Annotated in this window: 19 protein-coding genes and 1 pseudogene; 11 read left to right on the forward strand and 9 right to left on the reverse strand. The window is 60.8% G+C overall.

Annotation, left to right across the window (positions count from 1 at the left end):
* Window positions 1-94: 94 nt before the first annotated feature.
* Window positions 95-1,180: an acyltransferase family protein gene (locus GGC47_RS22140; protein ID WP_429068763.1), complete on the forward strand. Its 1,086-nt coding sequence runs from the start codon at window positions 95-97 to the stop codon at window positions 1,178-1,180.
* Window positions 1,181-1,288: 108 nt separating this feature from the next.
* Here the strand turns inward: GGC47_RS22140 and GGC47_RS22145 are convergent, their stop codons facing one another.
* Entirely contained in the window at window positions 1,289-1,873 is a 585-nt protein-coding gene (locus GGC47_RS22145; RefSeq protein ID WP_429068765.1) for an HAD family hydrolase, read from the reverse strand.
* A gap of 347 nt (window positions 1,874-2,220) precedes the next feature.
* Here GGC47_RS22145 and GGC47_RS22150 point away from each other — a divergent pair, with 347 nt between their 5' ends.
* A complete protein-coding gene (locus GGC47_RS22150; RefSeq protein WP_429068766.1) occupies window positions 2,221-2,439 on the forward strand; it encodes a hypothetical protein in 219 nt (72 codons plus the stop codon).
* Window positions 2,440-2,465: 26 nt separating this feature from the next.
* Here the strand turns inward: GGC47_RS22150 and GGC47_RS22155 are convergent, their stop codons facing one another.
* Window positions 2,466-2,936 (reverse strand): hypothetical protein, encoded by a 471-nt coding sequence (locus GGC47_RS22155; RefSeq protein WP_429068768.1) that lies wholly within the window; start codon window positions 2,934-2,936, stop codon window positions 2,466-2,468.
* A gap of 257 nt (window positions 2,937-3,193) precedes the next feature.
* Here GGC47_RS22155 and GGC47_RS22160 point away from each other — a divergent pair.
* Both GGC47_RS22160 and GGC47_RS22165 read left to right on the forward strand, forming a co-directional pair.
* A pseudogene (locus GGC47_RS22160) lies at window positions 3,194-3,822 on the forward strand (SOS response-associated peptidase family protein); the annotation flags it as partial.
* A gap of 191 nt (window positions 3,823-4,013) precedes the next feature.
* Window positions 4,014-4,463, forward strand: a complete 450-nt coding sequence (locus GGC47_RS22165; RefSeq protein ID WP_429068770.1) for a Ros/MucR family transcriptional regulator — start codon at window positions 4,014-4,016, stop codon at window positions 4,461-4,463.
* Window positions 4,464-4,770: 307 nt separating this feature from the next.
* Here GGC47_RS22165 and GGC47_RS22170 read toward each other — a convergent pair whose 3' ends face one another.
* Together GGC47_RS22170 and GGC47_RS22175 are read right to left on the reverse strand one after the other, a co-directional pair.
* Window positions 4,771-5,634 carry a hypothetical protein gene (locus tag GGC47_RS22170; protein WP_429068772.1) on the reverse strand — a complete coding sequence of 288 codons (864 nt, stop codon included), beginning with the start codon at window positions 5,632-5,634 and terminating at the stop codon, window positions 4,771-4,773.
* 728 nt (window positions 5,635-6,362) lie between these two features.
* Window positions 6,363-6,575: a hypothetical protein gene (locus GGC47_RS22175; protein WP_429068774.1), complete on the reverse strand. Its 213-nt coding sequence runs from the start codon at window positions 6,573-6,575 to the stop codon at window positions 6,363-6,365.
* 327 nt (window positions 6,576-6,902) lie between these two features.
* Between GGC47_RS22175 and GGC47_RS22180 the strand changes: the two genes are divergently transcribed.
* The gene (locus tag GGC47_RS22180; RefSeq protein ID WP_429068776.1) at window positions 6,903-9,539 is read left to right on the forward strand and encodes an autotransporter family protein; all 2,637 of its coding nucleotides are present in this window, start codon (window positions 6,903-6,905) and stop codon (window positions 9,537-9,539) included.
* An 83-nt stretch (window positions 9,540-9,622) separates the two neighbouring features.
* Here the strand turns inward: GGC47_RS22180 and GGC47_RS22185 are convergent, their stop codons facing one another.
* Window positions 9,623-9,817 (reverse strand): ATP dependent DNA ligase, encoded by a 195-nt coding sequence (locus GGC47_RS22185; protein ID WP_429068778.1) that lies wholly within the window; start codon window positions 9,815-9,817, stop codon window positions 9,623-9,625.
* Window positions 9,818-9,873: 56 nt separating this feature from the next.
* Here GGC47_RS22185 and GGC47_RS22190 point away from each other — a divergent pair, with 56 nt between their 5' ends.
* Window positions 9,874-10,380, forward strand: coding sequence for a tyrosine-type recombinase/integrase (locus GGC47_RS22190; protein ID WP_429068779.1), 507 nt, complete (start codon window positions 9,874-9,876; stop codon window positions 10,378-10,380).
* 468 nt (window positions 10,381-10,848) lie between these two features.
* Here GGC47_RS22190 and GGC47_RS22195 read toward each other — a convergent pair whose 3' ends face one another.
* Window positions 10,849-11,829, reverse strand: a complete 981-nt coding sequence (locus GGC47_RS22195; protein ID WP_429068780.1) for a hypothetical protein — start codon at window positions 11,827-11,829, stop codon at window positions 10,849-10,851.
* 157 nt (window positions 11,830-11,986) lie between these two features.
* Here GGC47_RS22195 and GGC47_RS22200 point away from each other — a divergent pair, with 157 nt between their 5' ends.
* Together GGC47_RS22200 and GGC47_RS22205 are read left to right on the forward strand one after the other, a co-directional pair.
* Entirely contained in the window at window positions 11,987-12,325 is a 339-nt protein-coding gene (locus GGC47_RS22200) for a hypothetical protein (protein ID WP_429068781.1), read from the forward strand.
* A gap of 27 nt (window positions 12,326-12,352) precedes the next feature.
* Complete coding sequence (locus GGC47_RS22205; protein WP_429068783.1) at window positions 12,353-13,321, forward strand: glycosyltransferase family 2 protein; 969 nt, start codon at window positions 12,353-12,355, stop codon at window positions 13,319-13,321.
* Between the two features lie 78 nt (window positions 13,322-13,399).
* Here the strand turns inward: GGC47_RS22205 and GGC47_RS22210 are convergent, their stop codons facing one another.
* Window positions 13,400-14,215: a phytanoyl-CoA dioxygenase family protein gene (locus GGC47_RS22210; RefSeq protein WP_429068784.1), complete on the reverse strand. Its 816-nt coding sequence runs from the start codon at window positions 14,213-14,215 to the stop codon at window positions 13,400-13,402.
* 11 nt (window positions 14,216-14,226) lie between these two features.
* Window positions 14,227-15,267, reverse strand: coding sequence for a class I SAM-dependent methyltransferase (locus GGC47_RS22215; RefSeq protein ID WP_429068785.1), 1,041 nt, complete (start codon window positions 15,265-15,267; stop codon window positions 14,227-14,229).
* Window positions 15,268-15,482: 215 nt separating this feature from the next.
* On the opposite strand from GGC47_RS22215, the gene rffA reads away from it, so the two are divergent.
* The 3 genes from rffA to GGC47_RS22230 are packed head-to-tail and all read left to right on the forward strand — an operon-like array spanning window position 15,483 to window position 18,094.
* On the forward strand, window positions 15,483-16,700 hold the full coding sequence (gene rffA / locus GGC47_RS22220; RefSeq protein ID WP_429068787.1) for a dTDP-4-amino-4,6-dideoxygalactose transaminase: 1,218 nt from the start codon (window positions 15,483-15,485) through the stop codon (window positions 16,698-16,700).
* A complete protein-coding gene (locus GGC47_RS22225; RefSeq protein ID WP_429068788.1) occupies window positions 16,701-17,432 on the forward strand; it encodes a WbqC family protein in 732 nt (243 codons plus the stop codon).
* Window positions 17,429-18,094 carry a class I SAM-dependent methyltransferase gene (locus GGC47_RS22230; RefSeq protein WP_429068790.1) on the forward strand — a complete coding sequence of 222 codons (666 nt, stop codon included), beginning with the start codon at window positions 17,429-17,431 and terminating at the stop codon, window positions 18,092-18,094. The genes GGC47_RS22225 and GGC47_RS22230 overlap by 4 nt, the downstream gene beginning before the upstream one ends.
* Here GGC47_RS22230 and GGC47_RS22235 read toward each other — a convergent pair.
* Entirely contained in the window at window positions 18,052-18,954 is a 903-nt protein-coding gene (locus GGC47_RS22235; protein ID WP_429068792.1) for a glycoside hydrolase family protein, read from the reverse strand. The genes GGC47_RS22230 and GGC47_RS22235 overlap by 43 nt on opposite strands.

Below are 18,954 nucleotides of genomic sequence, written 5' to 3' on the forward strand. Positions count from 1 at the left end.
GTGAGATGGAGCTCTGGCCTCGATGAAGTGCCGGAAATGGCGATGTATCTACTGCTAAACTATTTGCCCGCGGTGAAGCCTGAGCAATTGCTGAATGTTAAGCCGTAACCGCAGCCTCGACGGCCTACGCGGCGTTGCGGTAATTCTCACTTTCCTGGTCCATTTCTGCGGGACCTATATGGCGACATTTCGCGGCGGGAATCCGAATGTCGTGCGATTTGCGGGGTGGAGTGATCCTTTCGATCGGTTCCTTTACTGGCTTTTTCACTCACATCACGGCGTCTACATCTTCTTCATGCTCAGCGGCTTTCTAATCTGCCGCATCGTTCTCAAGACGCCCTTCGTCTACGTCTCCTTCGTCGGTAAGCGCATAGTGCGGGTTTACCCTGCTTTTCTACTCGCTCTGGCGGTTTGCGCGGCTCTGGGCCCGCTTCTAGAAATCCCGCCGCCGACCTGGCGCGTTGTCATAATGAACCTTGAATTTCTGAACGGGGTGCCCCCGGTGGGAGTTCCGGGCATCGTTTTTAACAACGTCACCTGGTCTCTTTTCTATGAAATGGCCTTCTATCTGGTTTTCCCGATCGTTATTTTGATCGCGCACAAGACCGGTGTGTCCGTTGTCCCCGCTATCATTTTCTCGGGGTTGCTTGCTGCCTATCTGCCGGCGGCACTGGGCTTCTACTCCGAGTTTTTTCTGTTCCTCTTTGCTGGGGCAGTTGTCGCAACTCTCGGGCCGAACGCTATAAGGCGGGTGGCTGATACGTTCCCGGACTATTCGTTGATAGCCCTCTATGTGCTGATCACGAGCTTCTTCACGATTGGGTTCTTGAACACGTCGCAGTTCGTGTGGGCTTTCGCAGGTTGCGTGTCGATTTTGCTCTGCAAGGCTATAGATGGACAAAGCCCTTTGGCGCGTGCTCTGGCATGGAAGCCGTTGTCCGAACTCGGCCGCATCTCCTACTCGTTCTATTTGCTCCATTCAGTCGCCATTAGCCTCGTCTTCAAATGGTGGTGGCTGTTGTATATCCAGCCGCTGAGGCCGCTCGGAAATGGGATATATCTGGCCGCAGCAGCCTTCGTAGGCTCCACGCTTCTTGCTTGGATCTCGTTTCAGGTCGCTGAGCGCTTCTATTTCCGGGGACACGCCCCGGTCGATGTGCGAGGCGCCGAGCCCGCCTAAGCGCCCGAGATCACCATCGCAGTAACCAGCCGCCTCCGGGCGGCTTTTTCACATCTGGGGCATCTGATGGACGCGACTGCAGTTCAGCGGGCGGGGGGCCTCACTCGGTTAGAGGGAGCGTACATCGAAGGCGTGCATGCCTGCTCGTTTTGCCGCCTCGAGGCCTTGGGGAGAATCCTCGAAGACTACACAGAGCGTTGGTTCAATCTTGAGCCTTCGGGCGGCTTCGAGAAACAAATCAGGGGCAGGCTTTGGCTTTGCGACGTCCTCGATCGTTACTACGGTGCTGAATAGAGGAGCCAACCCAGTCGCCTGCAAGCATGCGGAAACAATTTGACGCGATCCGCCCGATGCGACGGCCATTGGTATCGACCCCTGGTGAGCGCGAGCGATACCAGCCACTGCGGTAATCTCCTGTACGGCAGCGACGTCCATGAGGAACCTTTGCCGCATGAGGTCGATGACCTGCAAGCGGTCGACGGTGACGCCATGATCGGCATCGAATAGATCCATCAGTGCGTGCTCAGAATGGCCGGCCCGCTCAAGATACCAGTCCCGTTGCATAGTTTGTCCCGACGGCTGGAAGCCATGTGCCCAAGCGTTCGCGTAGAGCGGGAGCGTGTTCACCAGTGTCCCATCACAATCGAAGATGAGAGCTTGGGTGCCGGATGGGATTTCGAGCTTGCTGACCATCAGCCGGCTATATCGACGCCTGTAGCCTTCGTCCAACGTGGAAGTGGTTGGCGCTCTCTTTAGACGAGCCAGCCCGCATTCAGCGGACCCAACGGCGCCAGAGACGAGTTCCACCTCGCCGCAGCAGCCCAAAACCCCAGGAAGCTCGCGAAGCTCCTGCCGAACGGACCTCAGATAGTTTGAGAGGCCGAGCCTCGATCGGCCAAATCCGCCACGCCGCCGCTGCGCTCAGATGGCCGACTTTTTCAACGCTATCGGTCGAGAGCAGACATTTTAGGGCGCCGTCAGCTCCGGCTGGCGGGGCATTTTTTTTGCCGGGACCGACGCGGGCGTTTAAGTCGCTGGGCATGCCGTTCTCATCGCTAAAGGACCCGGTCGATCTCGCGCGGGCTCATGGGGCGCTCGAAGCCGCATGGCTGGAGCTGAAGCGCGAGATTCCGCCGGAAGACCACGAGCCAGAACGGGTGCGTCTAGCGTATATCGTGGCCGCATTCGCTCTCGCCGCCCAAAGTGAGAAGGAGCTCGTCAGGCGCTCGGTCGAGCGATTCCGCGAGAAGTTGCCGTAGCCCATTCCGTTATTGTGGGGTGAGAGCTAGCGCCGCATTGGGGGCAGCAGCTGATTCAATAAACGGCTTGGCTGCAACACGCGATCAGCCGAGGAACCAGCCCTGACGGACTTTTCACATTCGGCGAGCCTATCGAGATAAGCCTTCCATTCCCTGTCGCCCAAGGCGGCAACCTCATCGGGCTTCGTCTGTGGCATCATCCGTTCTGGCTCTATGGCCGCGGAATAAAGCACCGCCACTACACCGAGTTGCAGATATGCTGTGACGCACTCGGGGCTTCCACGAGTTGGCCAGCCTTTGCCGCCCATAAATCTATCCATCGCGTCGTTATGAATGCTGAGCAGATCACCCGCCGCGCGACGGCGAACAGCGTCGAGCAGCTGTTTCTCATTCGCCACGAGAAACCGATAAAAGCCGTCGCGTTCATCGGCCACGGCCCGATAAGGGAACGGAACGCAGCACCACAGAACGACAAGGTAAGAGCAGAGTGTTTTCATAGCTCGATACATTAGATCTTCGACAATCGGGGCGATGGCCGCAATTGGCGGGGAACGGACTTTAGTTTACTCAATCTTGCGAAGCTATTTTGCGGTTCGAGAAAGTCCCTCAGAACGCTGGCGTTTCATTTCAGCTTCGCGCCTTCGGAGCACAAAAACGATGTTCATTCGCCGACGATGGCGTTGCCCGGCAACTTCTGCAATGGGGCGGAAGCGGACTAAAGCTGTTTGCCAAGTTCGACAGCGGGGGCGTCAACATGCCGCCGCAGCCGGGCATCTATCCCGATTATGCGGCACCGATCGTGCGCAATGAAGAGGGCGGCCCACGGCTGGCAATGACGCGCTGGGGCATGCCGTGTCGAAGAAGGCCTTGCTTGAAGCTGCGACGAAGCGCGCGGACAAGCTGCGGGCGAAGAACAAGGAAGTCGACTTCGACTGGCTCCTGCGCATGGAGCCGGACGGCGGCACGACCAACGTCCGCAACACCTCGAGCTCGCACTGGAAGCGCTGGCTTGGGGGCGAGAATCGGTGCCTGGTGCCATTCAATTCGTTCGCGGAGCCGGCCCCCGGCGGGAACTACTGGTTCGCCTTCGGAGAAGAGCGGCCCACGGCGTTCTTCGCCGGCATCTGGTGTCCCCAGTGGATCAGCGTCAGGAAGATCAAGACTGGCGAAGAGACGATCGACCTTTACGCCTTCCTGACGACCGAGCCGAACGCCGAGGTCGGCGCGATCCACCCCAAGGCGATGTCGGTGATCCTGACCACTCCCGAGGAATGTGAGGTCTGGATGACGGCGCCATGGGAGCAGGCCAAGGCGCTGCAGCGACCGCTGCCAGACGGCTCTCTCGATAGCGTTGCTCGCGGCGTGAAGCAGGACGGCCCAGGCGAGGAGCTGTTCCCCGCAGTCGCCCCGCCTCAGCAAGGCGATCTATTTTACGGCGCGACGCATTTGGTTGGCGAACTTCTGCGTCTGAATGCCAACGACTAATAAAAGCTCCTAAAGGCCTGTTGCCAAATAAAAACTCTGTAATAAAAAGAAAGAATCGTAAGCTCTCTGCAATGCCCAGGAGATTGGAAATGTCGGAAAATAACGAAGCGCTCGTCGACCTGGTCGCGCATATCGTTTCGGCATTCGTCGGGCACAATAGCGTGCCGATGGCCGAGCTTCCGGCGCTGATTGCTAGCACGCACGCAGCGCTCACTGGGCTTGGCGAGGATCCCGGGTCGGCTTCCGAAGAAAAGGCGACGCCGGCCGTATCAATCAAGAAATCCATTACGCCCGATTTCCTGATTTGCCTGGAAGACGGCAAGAAGTTCAAATCGCTTAAGCGTCACCTTCGTACAGCGTTCGACATGACGCCCGATCAGTACCGCGTGAAGTGGAATCTGCCTCCGGACTATCCGATGGTCGCGCCGAACTACGCTGAGGCCCGCTCTAATCTGGCCAAGTCCCTGGGCCTAGGCCTGCAGCGTCGGAAGACGGCGCCGGCGGCTCCAAAGCGTGATCGGGCCAAGGCTTCAGCCTGAGTCATTTCGGCCGGCGCGAAGGTCAAGCTCGCGTTGTCCGTCCTCGGCCGGCAATAAGCGAGTTGTAGATGGGCCATTGGGAGCAGATCGGCCGAGACAATGCCGAGGAGAGGGCGCGCAGGGCCGTCCTGCCTCGCTGGCGCCGGGCCTTGGGGAATCAGGGAAGGGCGGCCCTTGTGGCAGCGGCATGGATCGTGACGGCCGCTTTGCTGCTCAGGCTCTTCGGGATTGTCTAGAAGCCATCGTCTTGGGCCGCCGCTCTTTCGCCGAAGCGGTGATCGTTCCCCGCGCCATATGGCATCGGCTGTCAGATGTGATCCCTTACCATATTCGGCCTTGTAGCCGAGATCAGCGCTTCCCCTGCATGCGGACCTTGTGGCCGATTTTGATGGGCACCGGCCTGGCTCGCCAGATCCATGAAAGGCCACTCGACGACGCGGTACAGGAGCGCCGCGGCGGCAAGCGTTACAATCAGTACGAAAACAGGAAAGAGGCCGAACCAAACCCAATTCATCTGCGGGAGCAGGACTTGGCAGGTCATGGCACCAATCATCACAATCGGAAATGCGTGAGATAGATGCCGTATGACCAGTCCCCGGCCCGGCTGCCGCCCCTGGCGAGTTTGCCCTGCAACGAAGCCGTTCCAAGCGCAGCTGCCACGAGAAGCGCCGCGGGGCCACCCCACACGATCCAGCGCCATGGCCCGGGCTCGCCAGCGGTCACGGCGAAACAGAAAAGAGCCGTCAGTCCTCGGATTCGATGGATCTTGGGTCGGAGACCCCGAAATGGGGTTCGATCCGGCGCCAAGCCCTCGGCCAATCGTCACGGGTCGCCTGTCCCTGTCCTGCTCTTTGCCAGCTTTGGCTCGGTCAGCGTTGCGGAGTCTGATCACGCGAAGATATGCTTCGCCAACCGAGCCCGCCGGATACTTCGATTTAACCGGTTCGGCCAAGCCGAGCCGAATGCGGTCCCACTCGGCATAGAGTTCGATCGCGCGCTGCTGATCTTCCGGAGAGGCGATATTGCGGTTCCCGACCACCATGCCGGGGCCAAGCGTCAGAAACTTGAAGCCGTGCGGGACCATAAGGTGCGACGGCTTATAGCGCCATCTGTTCCTCATGAAGATCAGGTGACGGATCGAATCTTTGCCCATCAGGTGCTCGAGGTTCATCGGCGCCTCTCCCTCGTCCGGCCAGTCGCTCTGATATTGCCCCTTGAGCATCGCGCGGCGGATTCATAAGGGGGCAAGCTCGAGCGGGTATCCATCCATTGATCAACGGCCTTCAGATCGTAGTTTCTCGTGTCCGGATCTGGTCGTGGGAAGCCGCGCTGAACCAGTCGTGGGAGGAGGCGCTCGAACTCTGCCAAGGTCAGGTGTAGGCGGCGCGCAGCCTTTGCCGGCGGCACGTCGCGCGGGTCGACAGGGAAGCGGATCTGAGACTGCTGCGGAGCTTTTGACATGGCTATAATCCGCGCGCCTTGCCAGCGCTGATGACCCGGCCGTCGAGCACCACACACACGGGCTTGTCGGACTGGCGGGGAAATCAGGCGGGTGCGCTGATATTCGCGGCGATCTCAGGTTTCTCTCAGGATTAATCATGCTCATAGCCGCCCCGCCGCTTAGGGATTGATCGCGGCAGAGCTCCCTGAGGCTCGGTTGCCAAATTCGCTCCTCTGTTTGACACCGGAGGAGACTTCAGCGGCTGCGGCTGCTCGACCGCTGACGGGATGGTGCTCCTCGGGGCCGCGCAACCCCGCCAGGCGAGCCTCAATGGTCGCTGCCGGGTCGGTCCCAAGTTTCGCCTGCTGGAAGTCAGCGAAGACCTGGGCCAACTGGCGTCGTACGCTGACATTGTTCCGTCCTCAGATAGAACATAATAAGAACAAATAAGCCGGGAGTCAACCGACGAACGTCGACGCCTTCTTTCTCCAGCCATTCAAGACACACCGAAAGAAGCTGGTTGCGAGCCAGCGCGTGCCGGCGAAAACGAAGACCATGCGCTGAATGAAGGTGGACGGCTGGGCCGCACGGCCGAAGGCCTCGCCGTTGTGCATGTGGTTGCCGACGACGAAATCGGCGAAGTCGCGTCGATCGATGTTCTCGCCCGTCACGGCGCGGTCCCGGGGGAGTTCGAGGAGCAGATCAGAGCGCTATGAAACGCACCCCGCGACGCGCTTAATTACAGCTCGATCTTCGATATTGACCAAGCCGAAGAGAATCGTTTCTATCGCAAAGGGTTCTGGCTGGCCGACCGGCGATGGGCAATCGGATCGTGGCCTGATTCCGTGACCGAATATGTCGCGATGGGGCACTAGGGAATGGACCGGATCAACTCTGCGGGCGCAACAAGCCCGCTCGCTTTCTTGTTCCGGCGGCGCTCAGACCAGCCCCATATCGTCCGAAACGCATCGGTCACGAGGGCTTTTGCGATACGTGGCGTGTCATATGCCGCCCTTCTCGCGGCCTCAACTATGCCGGCTCTGGCAGATGGCGGAATTGGCGGTATCGGCTTCGGCTGGTGGTTCACCAGCGGTGGCTCAGGCTTCACCGGTGCTCCAGGCAATAATGCTTTGGGCAATGCTGGTGCCGGTGGCGGTGGCTCCGGCGGCGGCAAGGGCGGTGACGGTGCCTCGGGAGCGTTAGGAGGCTCCGGCGGCACGGCCATCAGCCCTAACGGGCAAGATGGCGTCTCCGCCTCTTCTTTTGGCGCCGGCGGGGGTGGTGGCGGGGGTGGCTATAACGGCAATGGCCCCGGTACTGTTTCACTCTCTAATGTGGGCCTTTTGATTGGCGGCAACGGTGGAGCTGGCGGCGACGCAACTCCTACCGGCGCCGGTGGTGGTGGCGGCGGCGGTGCCGGCGGCTATGGTGCCGTCGTGCTGGGCGGCGGCACCAGTTCAAACAGCGGAACGATCATCGGCGGCAATGGCGGTCGTGGCGGAACGTCGGGAATCTTCCTCGGGCCGCCCTATCCAGATTCCGGCGGGTTTGGCGGTGACGGCGGTGTGGCTGTGCAACTGGCTGCACCGGGTGCTGCCTTCCTCAACAGCGGCACCATAGCAGGCGGCAATGGCGGCCTGGGCGGGGCTGCGGGAATCGCTGGAGCTACACCGGGGACTAGTGGCTCGGGCGGCGTCGGAATAGCCGGCGCGAGTGTGACCATCATCAATAGCGGCACAATTTCCGGCGGGTTCGCCGGCAGCCATATCGGCGATGAGGCCTATCGCGCCAATGCGATCACGCTCACCGGAGGGAACAACCGGCTCGAGCTTCACGCCGGTTCGCAGATCATCGGCAACGTGGTCGCCAGCGGCCTCGGCACCAACGACGTCCTGCGCCTCGGCGGCTCCGGCAACTGGACACTGGATGGCGGTATTGGGACTACCGGCCAGTACCGCAATTTCGACATTTTGGAGAAAACCGACACCAGCACATGGACACTGAGCGGTAGCGGCGACTTCGCTGGTTCTACCAGCGTTCTCGCCGGCAAGCTCGTGGTGAACGGCGCGCTCGCGAACTCGGCTGTGACGGTTGCGTCGGGTGCGCTGCTCGCCGGCTCAGGCACGGTAGGGGCGACGACGATTGCTGCCGGCGGCACCATTGCGCCGGGCAATTCAATCGGCACATTGACGATCAACGGCAATTTTGTGCAGGGCGCTGGCTCGATCTATCAGGTTGAGGTCGACCCGGCGACCATGAACTCAGACCTGATCAAGGTGAACGGTTCGGCGACGCTGGTGAGCGGCGCTGTTCTATCGGTCGTGAATTATACTGGTGCAGCTTATGCGCCCGGTCAGCGCTACACGATCCTGACCTCGACCGCCGGCCTCATTGGAACCTACGGTTTCGACCAGACGCTGACACCTTTCCTCAGCCTGCGTGACAGCTATGACGCCAATCATGCCTATCTCGCGGTGGTGCAAACCCGCAGCATCGAAGACATCGGCACCACCCGCAATGAGGCTGCGGTCGGCAAAAGCGTGGATAACCTCCCTGCCGGCAACTCGGTCCAAAGCGGCGTGCTCAACCAGCCGAGCCTCGATGCGGCCCGGCGGGCGCTGAATGACCTTTCCGGAGAAATCCACGCCTCTGCCAAGACGGCCTTGATCGAAGATAGCTGGTTGCTGCGTGCGGCAGTCAACGACCGGCTGCGCTCTGCCTTCGGCAGCGTCGGCTCGGTCACGCTGAACTACGGCTACAGCGCGGATCTGGCCCCGAGCGTGAAAGGGCCAATGCCTCTGCCGCAGACGGATCGCTTCGCAGTCTGGGGCCAGGGCTATGGCTCATGGGGCCGGACCGATAGCGACGGCAATGCCGCGAGGCTGAAGCGCTCGACCGGCGGCTTCCTGGTCGGCGCCGATGCGGCGGTCTTCGACAATCTGCGCTTCGGCGTCGTTGCCGGCTACAGCCGCAGCGACTTCGACGTGAACAGCCGCCTGTCTTCCGGCGAGAGCGACAACTACCATCTCGGCCTCTATGGCGGCGGCCAGTGGGGGGCACTCAACCTGCGGGCGGGCGCCAGCTACACCTGGCACGATATCGAGACGCGGCGCGCCGTGACCTCGGCCTTCCTCGGCAGCATTCCGCGTGCAAGCTACGATGCCGCGACCGCCCAGGTCTTCGGCGAGGTCGGCTATCGCATCGAGCTTGGTCGCGCCGCGTTTGAACCGTTCGCCGGGCTGGCCTATGTCAACCTGCATAGCGACGGATTCAACGAGACCGGCGCCGCTACCGCGCTCACCGGCCGGGGCGACGATACCGGCGTCGGCTATTCCACGCTCGGCTTGCGGGCAGCGACCAGCCTCGACCTCCAGGGCATGGCCGTGACGCTGCGCGGCGGTCTGGCCTGGCGCCACGCCTTCGGTGACGTCGATCCGAAGGCGACGCTCGCCTTTGCCGGGTCCAGCACGTTCACCGTTGCGGGCCTGCCGATCGCGCGCGATGCAGCCATGGTCGAAGCCGGGCTCGATCTTGCCATCGCCCGTAATGCGACCCTCGGCGTGAGCTATACCGGCCAGCTCGCCGAGGATGCCCAGGACCATTCCTTCAAAGGCGTGCTCGCCGTCAAGTTCTAAGGACTACTGGAAAGCGGACCTGTTGAACGCGGTGCTTGCCAGATCGCTCACGGGTACATTGCGAGACCGTTCTGCTCCGATGCCTAACGGCGAAGCTTGAACACCGCTGCCTCGTCGGTGTCTTCGCGCAGGCCCTTGTAAGAGGCGTGTCGCAGCTTGCCGTCATCGGTCCAGCCCCGGAACTGGACGTTAGCGACAAGCGCAGGTGTAAGCCAGCCATAGGAGTGCTTGCGGCCCGTCATGTCGACGGCGGGGCTCGGAATGGTGAGCCTGTCCATCTCTTTGCAGCGCTGCGCCTATCATCGGTCGCGCCGTAGCAACCGACCTGATCGCTATGAACGCCGCTCGGGGGATCGAGGTCATCGCTCGGCGAGATCAGGGCTCGAAGAAAGTGACCCCGCCGACAAAGGCCGAACTCTCAAAGCTGCTCACCAAGGCCGACGAAGATTTCAAGATTGCGGTCCTTTTCGCTGCCGCGAGCGGGCTTTGGGCGGGTGCGCTAGGGGCTCTGCGCTGGCGGCACATCGACTTTGCTGGTCAAGAAATCACGGTCGAAACTCGGGTCGATCAGTTCAAGGAAGAGGACACAACGAAGCCCGAGGCGGGCATCCGCGAGGTCCCGATCGGGGCGGGCATGACTCTCAAGGCATGGCGCCTGCGGTCGAAGTTTTCGAAAGCCGACGATCTCGTATTTCCCAACCGTCGAGGCGGATTCATGAACCACGATAACCGCATGCACCGAACCTTCCGGCCGCTCCGCCTCAAGGCAGAGGTCGCCGGCCTCAAATGGCATGCGCTTCGGCACTTCGCGATTTCGACGTGGATCACCTCAAGCAGCTGAAGCTACCGACAGTGCTGCGCGGGTACGACAAGGTCGCCCGCGAATGCGCGCGTGATGGCGTCGATCATGTCCGCTGCTGCGCCTGATCGAGCTCGAACTGATCGACCGCGAGCGCCGCACGGTCGAGCGCCGGATCCGGGCGGCGCAGTTCGACCACGTCAGCGTCCTGGCCATAAACGGCGACAGCTATCGGCTGAAACAATCCGCGGCCGACGCCGCGCCACCGCCGCAGCGGAGCAAAACCAGGCCGCGGCCGGACACGTCGATCCCGACACCGGCGAGATCATGGAAAGCTGATCAAAAAACGAAAGCGACGATAAGCCAAGGGCCCCGATCGGGGCCTTGGCTTATCGTCCCACAGCGCCAGCGCTGGCTTGGTTTTGCTCCGCCCCAGTGGCTGGAATCCAGCCGCCGTTGACAGTCGAGATTCTTCGCTTCCGTTCGTTCTGCTCGGCTGCCGATGAGCGATTACAGAGCCGAGCGGGTATTTCGGATCCGATTCCAGGACGCTGTCAATTCAGCTTCGATCTCGATCGCGATCGGGGCTCGGTAGTGGGTTCGGTCGAAGAAATTCTCCGGATTTTGTGTTAGCCGAGTCGGCTTTCGAGCATCGATAAATATGCCGTTCGGGCGCGATCGGGCGAATGACCTGAACGCCGCTTTACAGGCATCCTCGGATACCATCTCCGAGCCATTCTTGGGCAGAATACCAGACCAAACAGGTAGCATAATCAACGCTATGGGGGTGTTCTCTGGAGCACCTTTGAGGGCATCAGACAAGGATGCCAAAGCTGGGTAATCGCCCGTAAGGTTGATCGAGCTCACCCAAGGCCGAGCAAGTTGCTCAGCGACCTTCGCAGCGTCCCAACGATAATCGAGCTCCAAATCCCAAAAGCCTCGCGGATGGGGCGGCCGAACGCTCGTCTTATCGGGAGCAGCGAAACGCAGGATGGCATGCTCAAGACTCTCGTAGCGGAACATGCGCACCGCGTAGTGAACAAAGCTTTCGCTAAGAAGCCACAGGGGCAAAGGGGGCTCTTCTTCATACCGAGGCACGGCCCGGCACCAAACATCGTCCACTCCTATGACCACAAGTTTGGCTGGCGTCGTGCGATGGCGCAGAAACCATTCAAGGGCTTTCATCTCTGGTGAGACTGAAGCTCCGGCAAGGGTCAGTGAGACAAACTCTAATCCTGTGGCCTCCGACAGCCGATCAGGAGATATCGGGGCAACATGAGAGTTGCCGATTATTACTGCGTTGAACTGTTTTTTCCGGCCAAGGCTGGCTGTCGCCATCCGGATGGGAACCGTAGCCAGGCGTCTGTCGCCGAACAGCGAAAGGCGGCCCGTGTCATAAGGGTCCGCAGCGAGGATAAACGCCCACAGCGAACAAGCTGACAACAACGCCGTAGCGAAAACGAGAGATAGAAATCGTTCCCAGGACGGCATATGGCAGGTTCCGACAGTCACCATTAACAAGACCCGACGCTTATCCCAAGCCGTCTCACTCGGGAAGCGCTCGGCCTGCGTCCTCCTAGCGCCAAGCCCCAGACAGCCGCCCATAGATTGGCACGAGCTGGCCAAGGACTTGGCCGCGCAGCCGGGGATGGGCATTATCCTCTACATCGACCTGGCGCAGCTTCGCGACAATCTCTTCGGGCTTATGGCGCTTCTTCGGCATCCCGGTCCTCCTGTCTGCCAAAAGACATACTTCAGGCTGACCAACTCAGCGAGAGTGGATCAGGAGACTGCAATCGCCACGGCTTCGACTGCGGTGTGCCTGCCTGGCCACGCTGTAAACGGCATCGCCGTCAAGGCGCTGGCGACCGGCAACGGAAGCCTGATGCCTGGGCCATCGCGCGTCAGTGCGGTCATCGACGGCACCGACAATGGCTACGTGCTGGCGCGAGGGGAGTTGACAGCACTTCAACTGACAATGTCATGACGTGTACGCATCGCGCGAGAAACAAAGATGACCCTAGTTGATATGGACAGGCGCCGGATACAGCTGTCGATCGTTGCCACCCTCTACCGGTCGGCGGATACGATTGAGCCATTCTATGAACGCTGCATGGCCGCTGCTTCCGATATCTGCCAGGACATTGAGTTGGTGCTGGTCAACGACGGCTCGCCTGATGACAGTCTGGCTCGCGCGCTTGACCTGAAGGACCGGGACCCCCGCGTCGTCGTCGTCGACCTGTCGCGCAATTTTGGTCACCATAAGGCAATGATGACCGGATTGACGGTTGCGTCGGGCGACTATGTTTTCTTGATCGACAGCGATTTGGAGGAGGAGCCTGAGCTCCTCACAACCTTTTGGAACCGCTTCCAAAAGGGCGATTGCGACGTCGTTTATGGGGTCCAGGAGGCTCGCCGTGGCGGCTGGTTCGAGCGAGTGACTGGAGACGTCTTTTTCTGGCTGGTAGACAAGCTGAGTGACCAAAAGCTGCCGCGTAACCTCGTCACTGCACGCCTGATGACGCGCCAATATGTGCGCGAGTTGATCCGTCATCGTGATCGAGAGTTCTTCATTGCACATCTTTGGTTGCTGACGGGGTTTCGGCAGGAACCACTCACGGTTCGCAAGCTGGCTTTGTCGCCGACAACCTATTCGGTAAAGAAGCGAGTTGAGATGCTGGTAAAGTATGTTACCACCACCTCAACAAAACTCCTTTACATGATCCTTTATCTTGGATTGGTGACGGCTGGTTTGTCTGGCGCAGCTGTCTTCTACATTATCGTGCGATACATTTGGACCGGGGTCGCTGCCGATGGCTGGACATCGTTGATCGTTTCGATCTGTTTTTTTGGTGGGCTGACGACCCTCATTCTAGGAATCCTTGGAATCTATATTGCGAATATCTTTTCGGAGACCAAGCGCCGCCCCTATTCGGTCGTGCGCCGAATTCATCGCAGCCCAGCCGGCAAGCCGCACTGTTGAACCGGTGAAAAAACAAGCCGCGCAAAGGCGAGCGGCCCGCCCTTGTCGCCTCGCAACTGCGAGAGTGCGGTCCGACCGTCAGCGGCGGCGCGAGGCGAAATACTCGTCCAAAGATCGCGGTGTCCTGACTCCGTAGCCCAGCAATTCCCGCAGGTCCAGATCTTCTGTGAAAGATTCGCCGAGCAAGGTCGACAGGTCAATCTGCTGCCGGATGATCGGACTTGTGTAGACATGATTGACAGCACGTCGATCCTTCGGCGTTCGATTGGTCGCACCTGTGTGATAGGTCATGCAATCGAGGAGAATGTAGCTGCCACGCGGTGCGGTAACTTGAATTGCGGCACTTCGCACGAAGCGGGAGGACGGAAACTCTTCCTGTTTGTGCGTTGCTGGCAGGACGATCGTCGCACCGTTTTCCAACGTGAAATCATCGATGCAGAACAGCGCGTTGATGGCCATTGGCCGCGAAAACACGACGTGCTGGTAGGGTAAGTCCCTATGCCAGGCGCCCTGATTGTATTCCGCGGCATTGGCCGGATTGATGATCCCATTTTGCTGGGAGAGCACGACATAATTGCTGATCGCTCGCCGCACCACGGCCAAGACGCGCTGATTTGTAGCCAGGACAAGCAGCCGCGCGTCGTGATGAAACGCAACCCGGACGGTGTTGTGCTCGTCGAGCTGTCTCAGGGCGTCTCGACCGCCCGCCGCATCTTCCGAATGCCGACGGGCGTCATCGAAGGCTGCCGACAGCTCATCGATCTCGGTTGGTGTGTAACCACCTTCAAGAACAGCATAACCTAGGGTCGAAAGCATCTCACAGGCATCGTCGATCTCGTTTTCCGCTGCCACGCGCCGATGAATGCCGTAGCTGCGCTCAGTAATGCTGGCCATAGAAGGCGCTCCTAGAACTGAATGGCGTCCGGCATGACAAGGGGCTCACCGCCGTCTCGCCGAATCCGTTCAGCGACGGCTTCCTTTGCCAGCGGGTTGACGGCCACGATTGTGCGGTAACCGTGGACATGATCTTCCGGGACGTAGCGCTCGACCCGGCCAAGCTTCCAAGCGTCGGCGGGATTGTCGACCACAAGCCGCTCGGCGCGGGCCCAGGTACGTGGAGCATAGGCTCGGATGACCGCGGCCATTTGCCCTGCACCAAAGATTTGAACGCGGCCGCCGAGGGTGTCGAGGCGATCACACCAAAGGCCGTCGAGTTCTTGCCACGCGGAGAGGTACCGGGCTGCATCATCGAGGTTCGCATTCGCTCCCGGCTCGCTTGCCCCGTCTCCCTTTTGCATCACGAAGCCCTGGAAACATGCGAGGGCTTCGTCGAGGGCGAGCTTCTCTGTGATCCGGAGCCCTGCTGCTGCCGCGAATGCATGAAATGCAGCAGGGGTGAATGTCCACAGGTGATCGAAGAACAGCAGCTCGCAGTTCGCGGGTACCGCGACCGGGCAGATCACGACTGCCTTTCCGTTAGGGCAGAGTCGCGCGGCAATTGCAGCAAGAAAGCTGGCCGGATCGGGTGTATGTTCGATCGTATTGATCGACACCACCGCATCGAAATGACGCCATGCCGGCCCCGCTTGATCCTCCAGGAAGCCTTTCGCCAGTGTGACCTTGCCAGAGGTTCCCAAGAACTCGTCCGGGAGCGCCGGATCGACGCCCCGGATCTCGTGAACCGGCAACATGCGGGCCAGCGACCGGGCCGTCGCACCGGAGCCGCAGCCGATTTCAAGTAGGCGGCCGAGGCCGGGTGTTCCACCGATGGCTCCCGCCACCACGTGTGCGTAGGCCTCACCGCGGGCGTTGTCGGCGAGGCTCGACTGGGCGGGCAGCTCGTAATTCTCTGCGTAGATCGCCGCCGCTACGGCTGGCGAGAGCGGCACGCGATGCCGAACGAGCCCGCAAGCGCAGCACCCCACTTTGTCCAAACTGCGTGGCATGATTCGCCCGTCGCTCAGAACGGAGCTATCGCCTGACGGTATCGGAAGAGCAACGTAGTCTTGGCTGCCGCAGGCTGGGCAATCATCCCTTCGGCGGCAATCCATTTCGTCGGCCAAAACAATGTCCTGAGAACAGCGGGACAAGCCCCTTGACGCGAGTAGACATAGCCAGCTCCCGCTGCCAAAACAACCCGCGAGGATGACAACCCGCGAGCATGGGCTCACTGGCCTCTCCGGGGGATGGTGAACGAGATTCCGCGCACTCTGAAAGCGAAACTGTGAACAACCTGCAAAGCGAGAAGATCCCCTTCGGTCGGCCTGCAATCGTCGGGAAAGAACTCGAGTATATCGCTCAGGCTATCCAGAACGGCACCATCGCTGGCGGAGGGCCGTTCATGCTGCGCTGCGAGACCTGGCTGGAGCAGGCCCTGTCCGCCCGCCGCGCACTGATGACCCACTCCTGCACCGCAGCGCTCGAGATGGCCGCGATGTTGTCCGAGGTCGGGCCGGGGGACGAGGTGATCATGCCGTCGTTCACCTTCTCCGCCACCGCGACGGCCTTTGTTCTGCGCGGAGCCACCGTCGTCTTCGTTGATATCGACCCGGACACCCTCAATATCGATCCGGCTCACATCGAACCGGCCATCACCGAGCGGACCAAGGTTGTCGTCCCAGTACATTATGCGGGCCTCGCCTGCGACATGGACGCTATCATGGAGATCGCCGGCCAACACGACCTGCTGGTGGTGGAGGATGCAGCACAAGCTCATCTCTCAACGTTCAAGGGCAAGTCTCTCGGAACGATTGGTGACCTCGGCTGCCTCTCCTTCCACGAGACCAAGAATGTCATCTCGGGAGAGGGCGGCGCCCTCATCCTCAACAATGAGCGCCTGCTCGACCGTGCCGAGATTATTCGCGAAAAAGGCACGGACCGCAGCCGCTTCTTCCGCGGCCAGGTCGACAAATACACCTGGCAGGATATCGGCTCGTCCTATTGCCCGGGCGAGATCGTCAGCGCCTTCCTCATGGCTCAGCTCGAACAGGCCGACATCATCTGCGCGCGCCGGCGCGTCATCTACGACCTCTATCGCGAAAGCCTGGCGCCTCTGGCGGCGGACGGTACTGTCATCCTGCCCCGCGCCACGGGAACCGAAGTCAACGGCCATATCTTCTGGCTCCTGCTCGAGTCGGAAGCCGTGCGTGCCGACCTCATTCGGTATCTGAAGGCGCGCAATATCAACGCCGTCTTTCACTACGTACCGCTTCATTCGGCTCCGGCCGGTCGCAAGTTTGGGCGCGCGTCGGGAGATCTTGCCGTGACTGACCAGATCAGCAACCGGCTTTTGCGCCTACCGCTCTACTACACGCTCGACGATGACGAGGTGTCCAGGGTGGTTGAAGCGATCTTTGCTTATTTCGGACGGTCCGCCTGAATGAAGCGCGTCGCGATTATTCAATCGAGTTACATACCGTGGCGAGGTTTCTTCGCTGCCATCGCACTTTGCGAAACGTTCGTGTTCTTCGATAGCGTCCAGTTCACCCGGCGTGACTGGCGCACGCGCAATGTGATCAAGACGCCTCAGGGCGTTCACTGGCTGTCTGTGCCCGTCCAGCAGAAAGGCAACTTCCACGCCCCGATTGACAGCATATGCATTGCCGATCCTGGCTGGTGGCAGGCTCATCTGAAGAGCATCGAGATAGCATACCGTCGTGCGACCCATTTCGACGACGCATTTCCGTTGGTCCAGCGCCTGTTCGAGACGATTGCGGACCTACCGACGTTGTCACAGGTCAACCAGGGCATGATCACGACGCTGTGCAAGGCACTCGGGATCGAAGCGCGCTTCCTCCGCGACATCGACCTGTTGCCGCGGGAGGCCATGGCCGCAATGCGCCCAACGGAGCGATTGGTGAAGCTCTCGGCCGCCGCTGACGCTCAGATCTACCTGTCTGGCCCTTCGGCCAAGAGCTATCTGGACGAGGATGAGTTCAATGCGCTCGGCATGCAGGTCGAGTGGATGGACTATCGCCGCTTCGAGGAACCGTATCCGCAAGTCTGGGGCGATTTTGCTTCAGGCGTTTCGATCATCGACACTCTTCTCAACCTGGGCCTCGACCAGACCCGCGCTATTGTCCTCGGCCGAGACCGCGGAGTTGCAGCATGAGCGATGAACGGCATCTCATTCGCGATGCGGTGCGCGACTACTATACGACGGCAATCGAGCGCCATGGACCGACCGCGAAGGGCGTGGACTGGAAGGATGACGCGTCTCACCACCTGAGACATCAACAATTCTTGCGCCTTCTGGCAGGCGACCCGGCAGCATCCGTGCTCGATCTGGGTTGCGGATACGGCGATTTTCTCTCGGTGCTGCGCGCGGCAGGGCATACCGGCCACTATGTCGGCTGCGACTTGTCTGCCGCCATGATCGACGCCGCGCGGCGCACCTTCGGCGAGGGTCCGGACCGATGCTGGCATGTCGGTGACGACCCCCCTGGCCCCTGCGACTTCGCTATTGCGAGTGGGATTTTCAACGTCCGACGAGGTGCGGATGCGGCGTCCTGGGCGAGCCATGTCGATGAGACCATCGACAGCCTGGCCCATCTCGGTCGCCGCGGCTTCGGGTTCAATATGCTGTCAATGTCCTCGGACCCGGAGCGACGCCGCGAAGATCTGCACTATGTGGACCCGGTGGCGATGCTGCGGACATGCCTCGATCGCTATGGCCGGCAAGTCGCCATCCTCCAAGACTATGGCCTCTGGGAGTTCACAGTCCTTGTGCGTCACTCCTCCCAAACCGCGAGCCCGAAGCCAGCTGCGCCATAGCCGCTGCCGTTGTAGAGGAGCCAAAGGCGCCCAGCGTGGGTGAAGGCGGCGGGATAGGTCGCCGCTCCGCCTTCCCATCCCTCCGCGTCCGAGGCCGGCATTTGCACGGCGGTACGACGCCAGGAAATGCCATCCCCGGAAACGGCGTGACCAAGGCGATAGGTGCCATGTCCACGCCGTGCAAACCACATCTCGAAACCATCCCCCGTGGCGAGGACAGACGGGCGAACGACCGCGATGTCCTCCTCCTCAGGACCGAGCACGACCACAGGATCACGCACCCATGAGATCCCGTCGGCGCTCGTTGCGCGCCTGATCGCGTGCGACATGTCCGCCTTGTCTGCCCCCCAGGCCAAATGGGTTCCGTACCACATCAGCCAGGATTGAGGCCCAGCCTGCAGGACCCAAGGATAGGATAGGCTGTAGTGGTCGACTATGTCGCGGTCCATGATCGGCCCTGCGGAAAGCCGCTCGAAGCGTCCTTCTTCAACGGAACCGACCGCCACGCCTATGGCATTACGCCAGGGAACCGCGCCGCCGACATTCCAACCCATATAGTAGAGCCGGTCTTCCCCCGCTGCGCGCACGATGCTGCCGACACCGAGGCCACTATCGTCAAAGGCACCGCGCGGTCCAGGTTCCAGGATGGGGCCGGGCGGAGCGTCCTCGACATGTGGCCTTTCCGCGAGGCGGATGACGACCGATCCGACGGAAGAGCGGTTATCCGCATCGCGGCCCGAATAGAAGACCCTGACGAAGTCACCCGAGAGCGGCGCTGCGACCGGCAGCGCAGCATGGGTCGCCAGTGCCGGGTGCCCTCTGGTAGGTGTGAAAATCAGCCCAAGTCTACGCCAGGTCAT

Source organism: Allobosea sp. OAE752 (assembly GCF_050433265.1).
In the GTDB taxonomy this organism is placed as follows: Bacteria; Pseudomonadota; Alphaproteobacteria; order Rhizobiales; family Beijerinckiaceae; genus Allobosea; species Allobosea spartocytisi.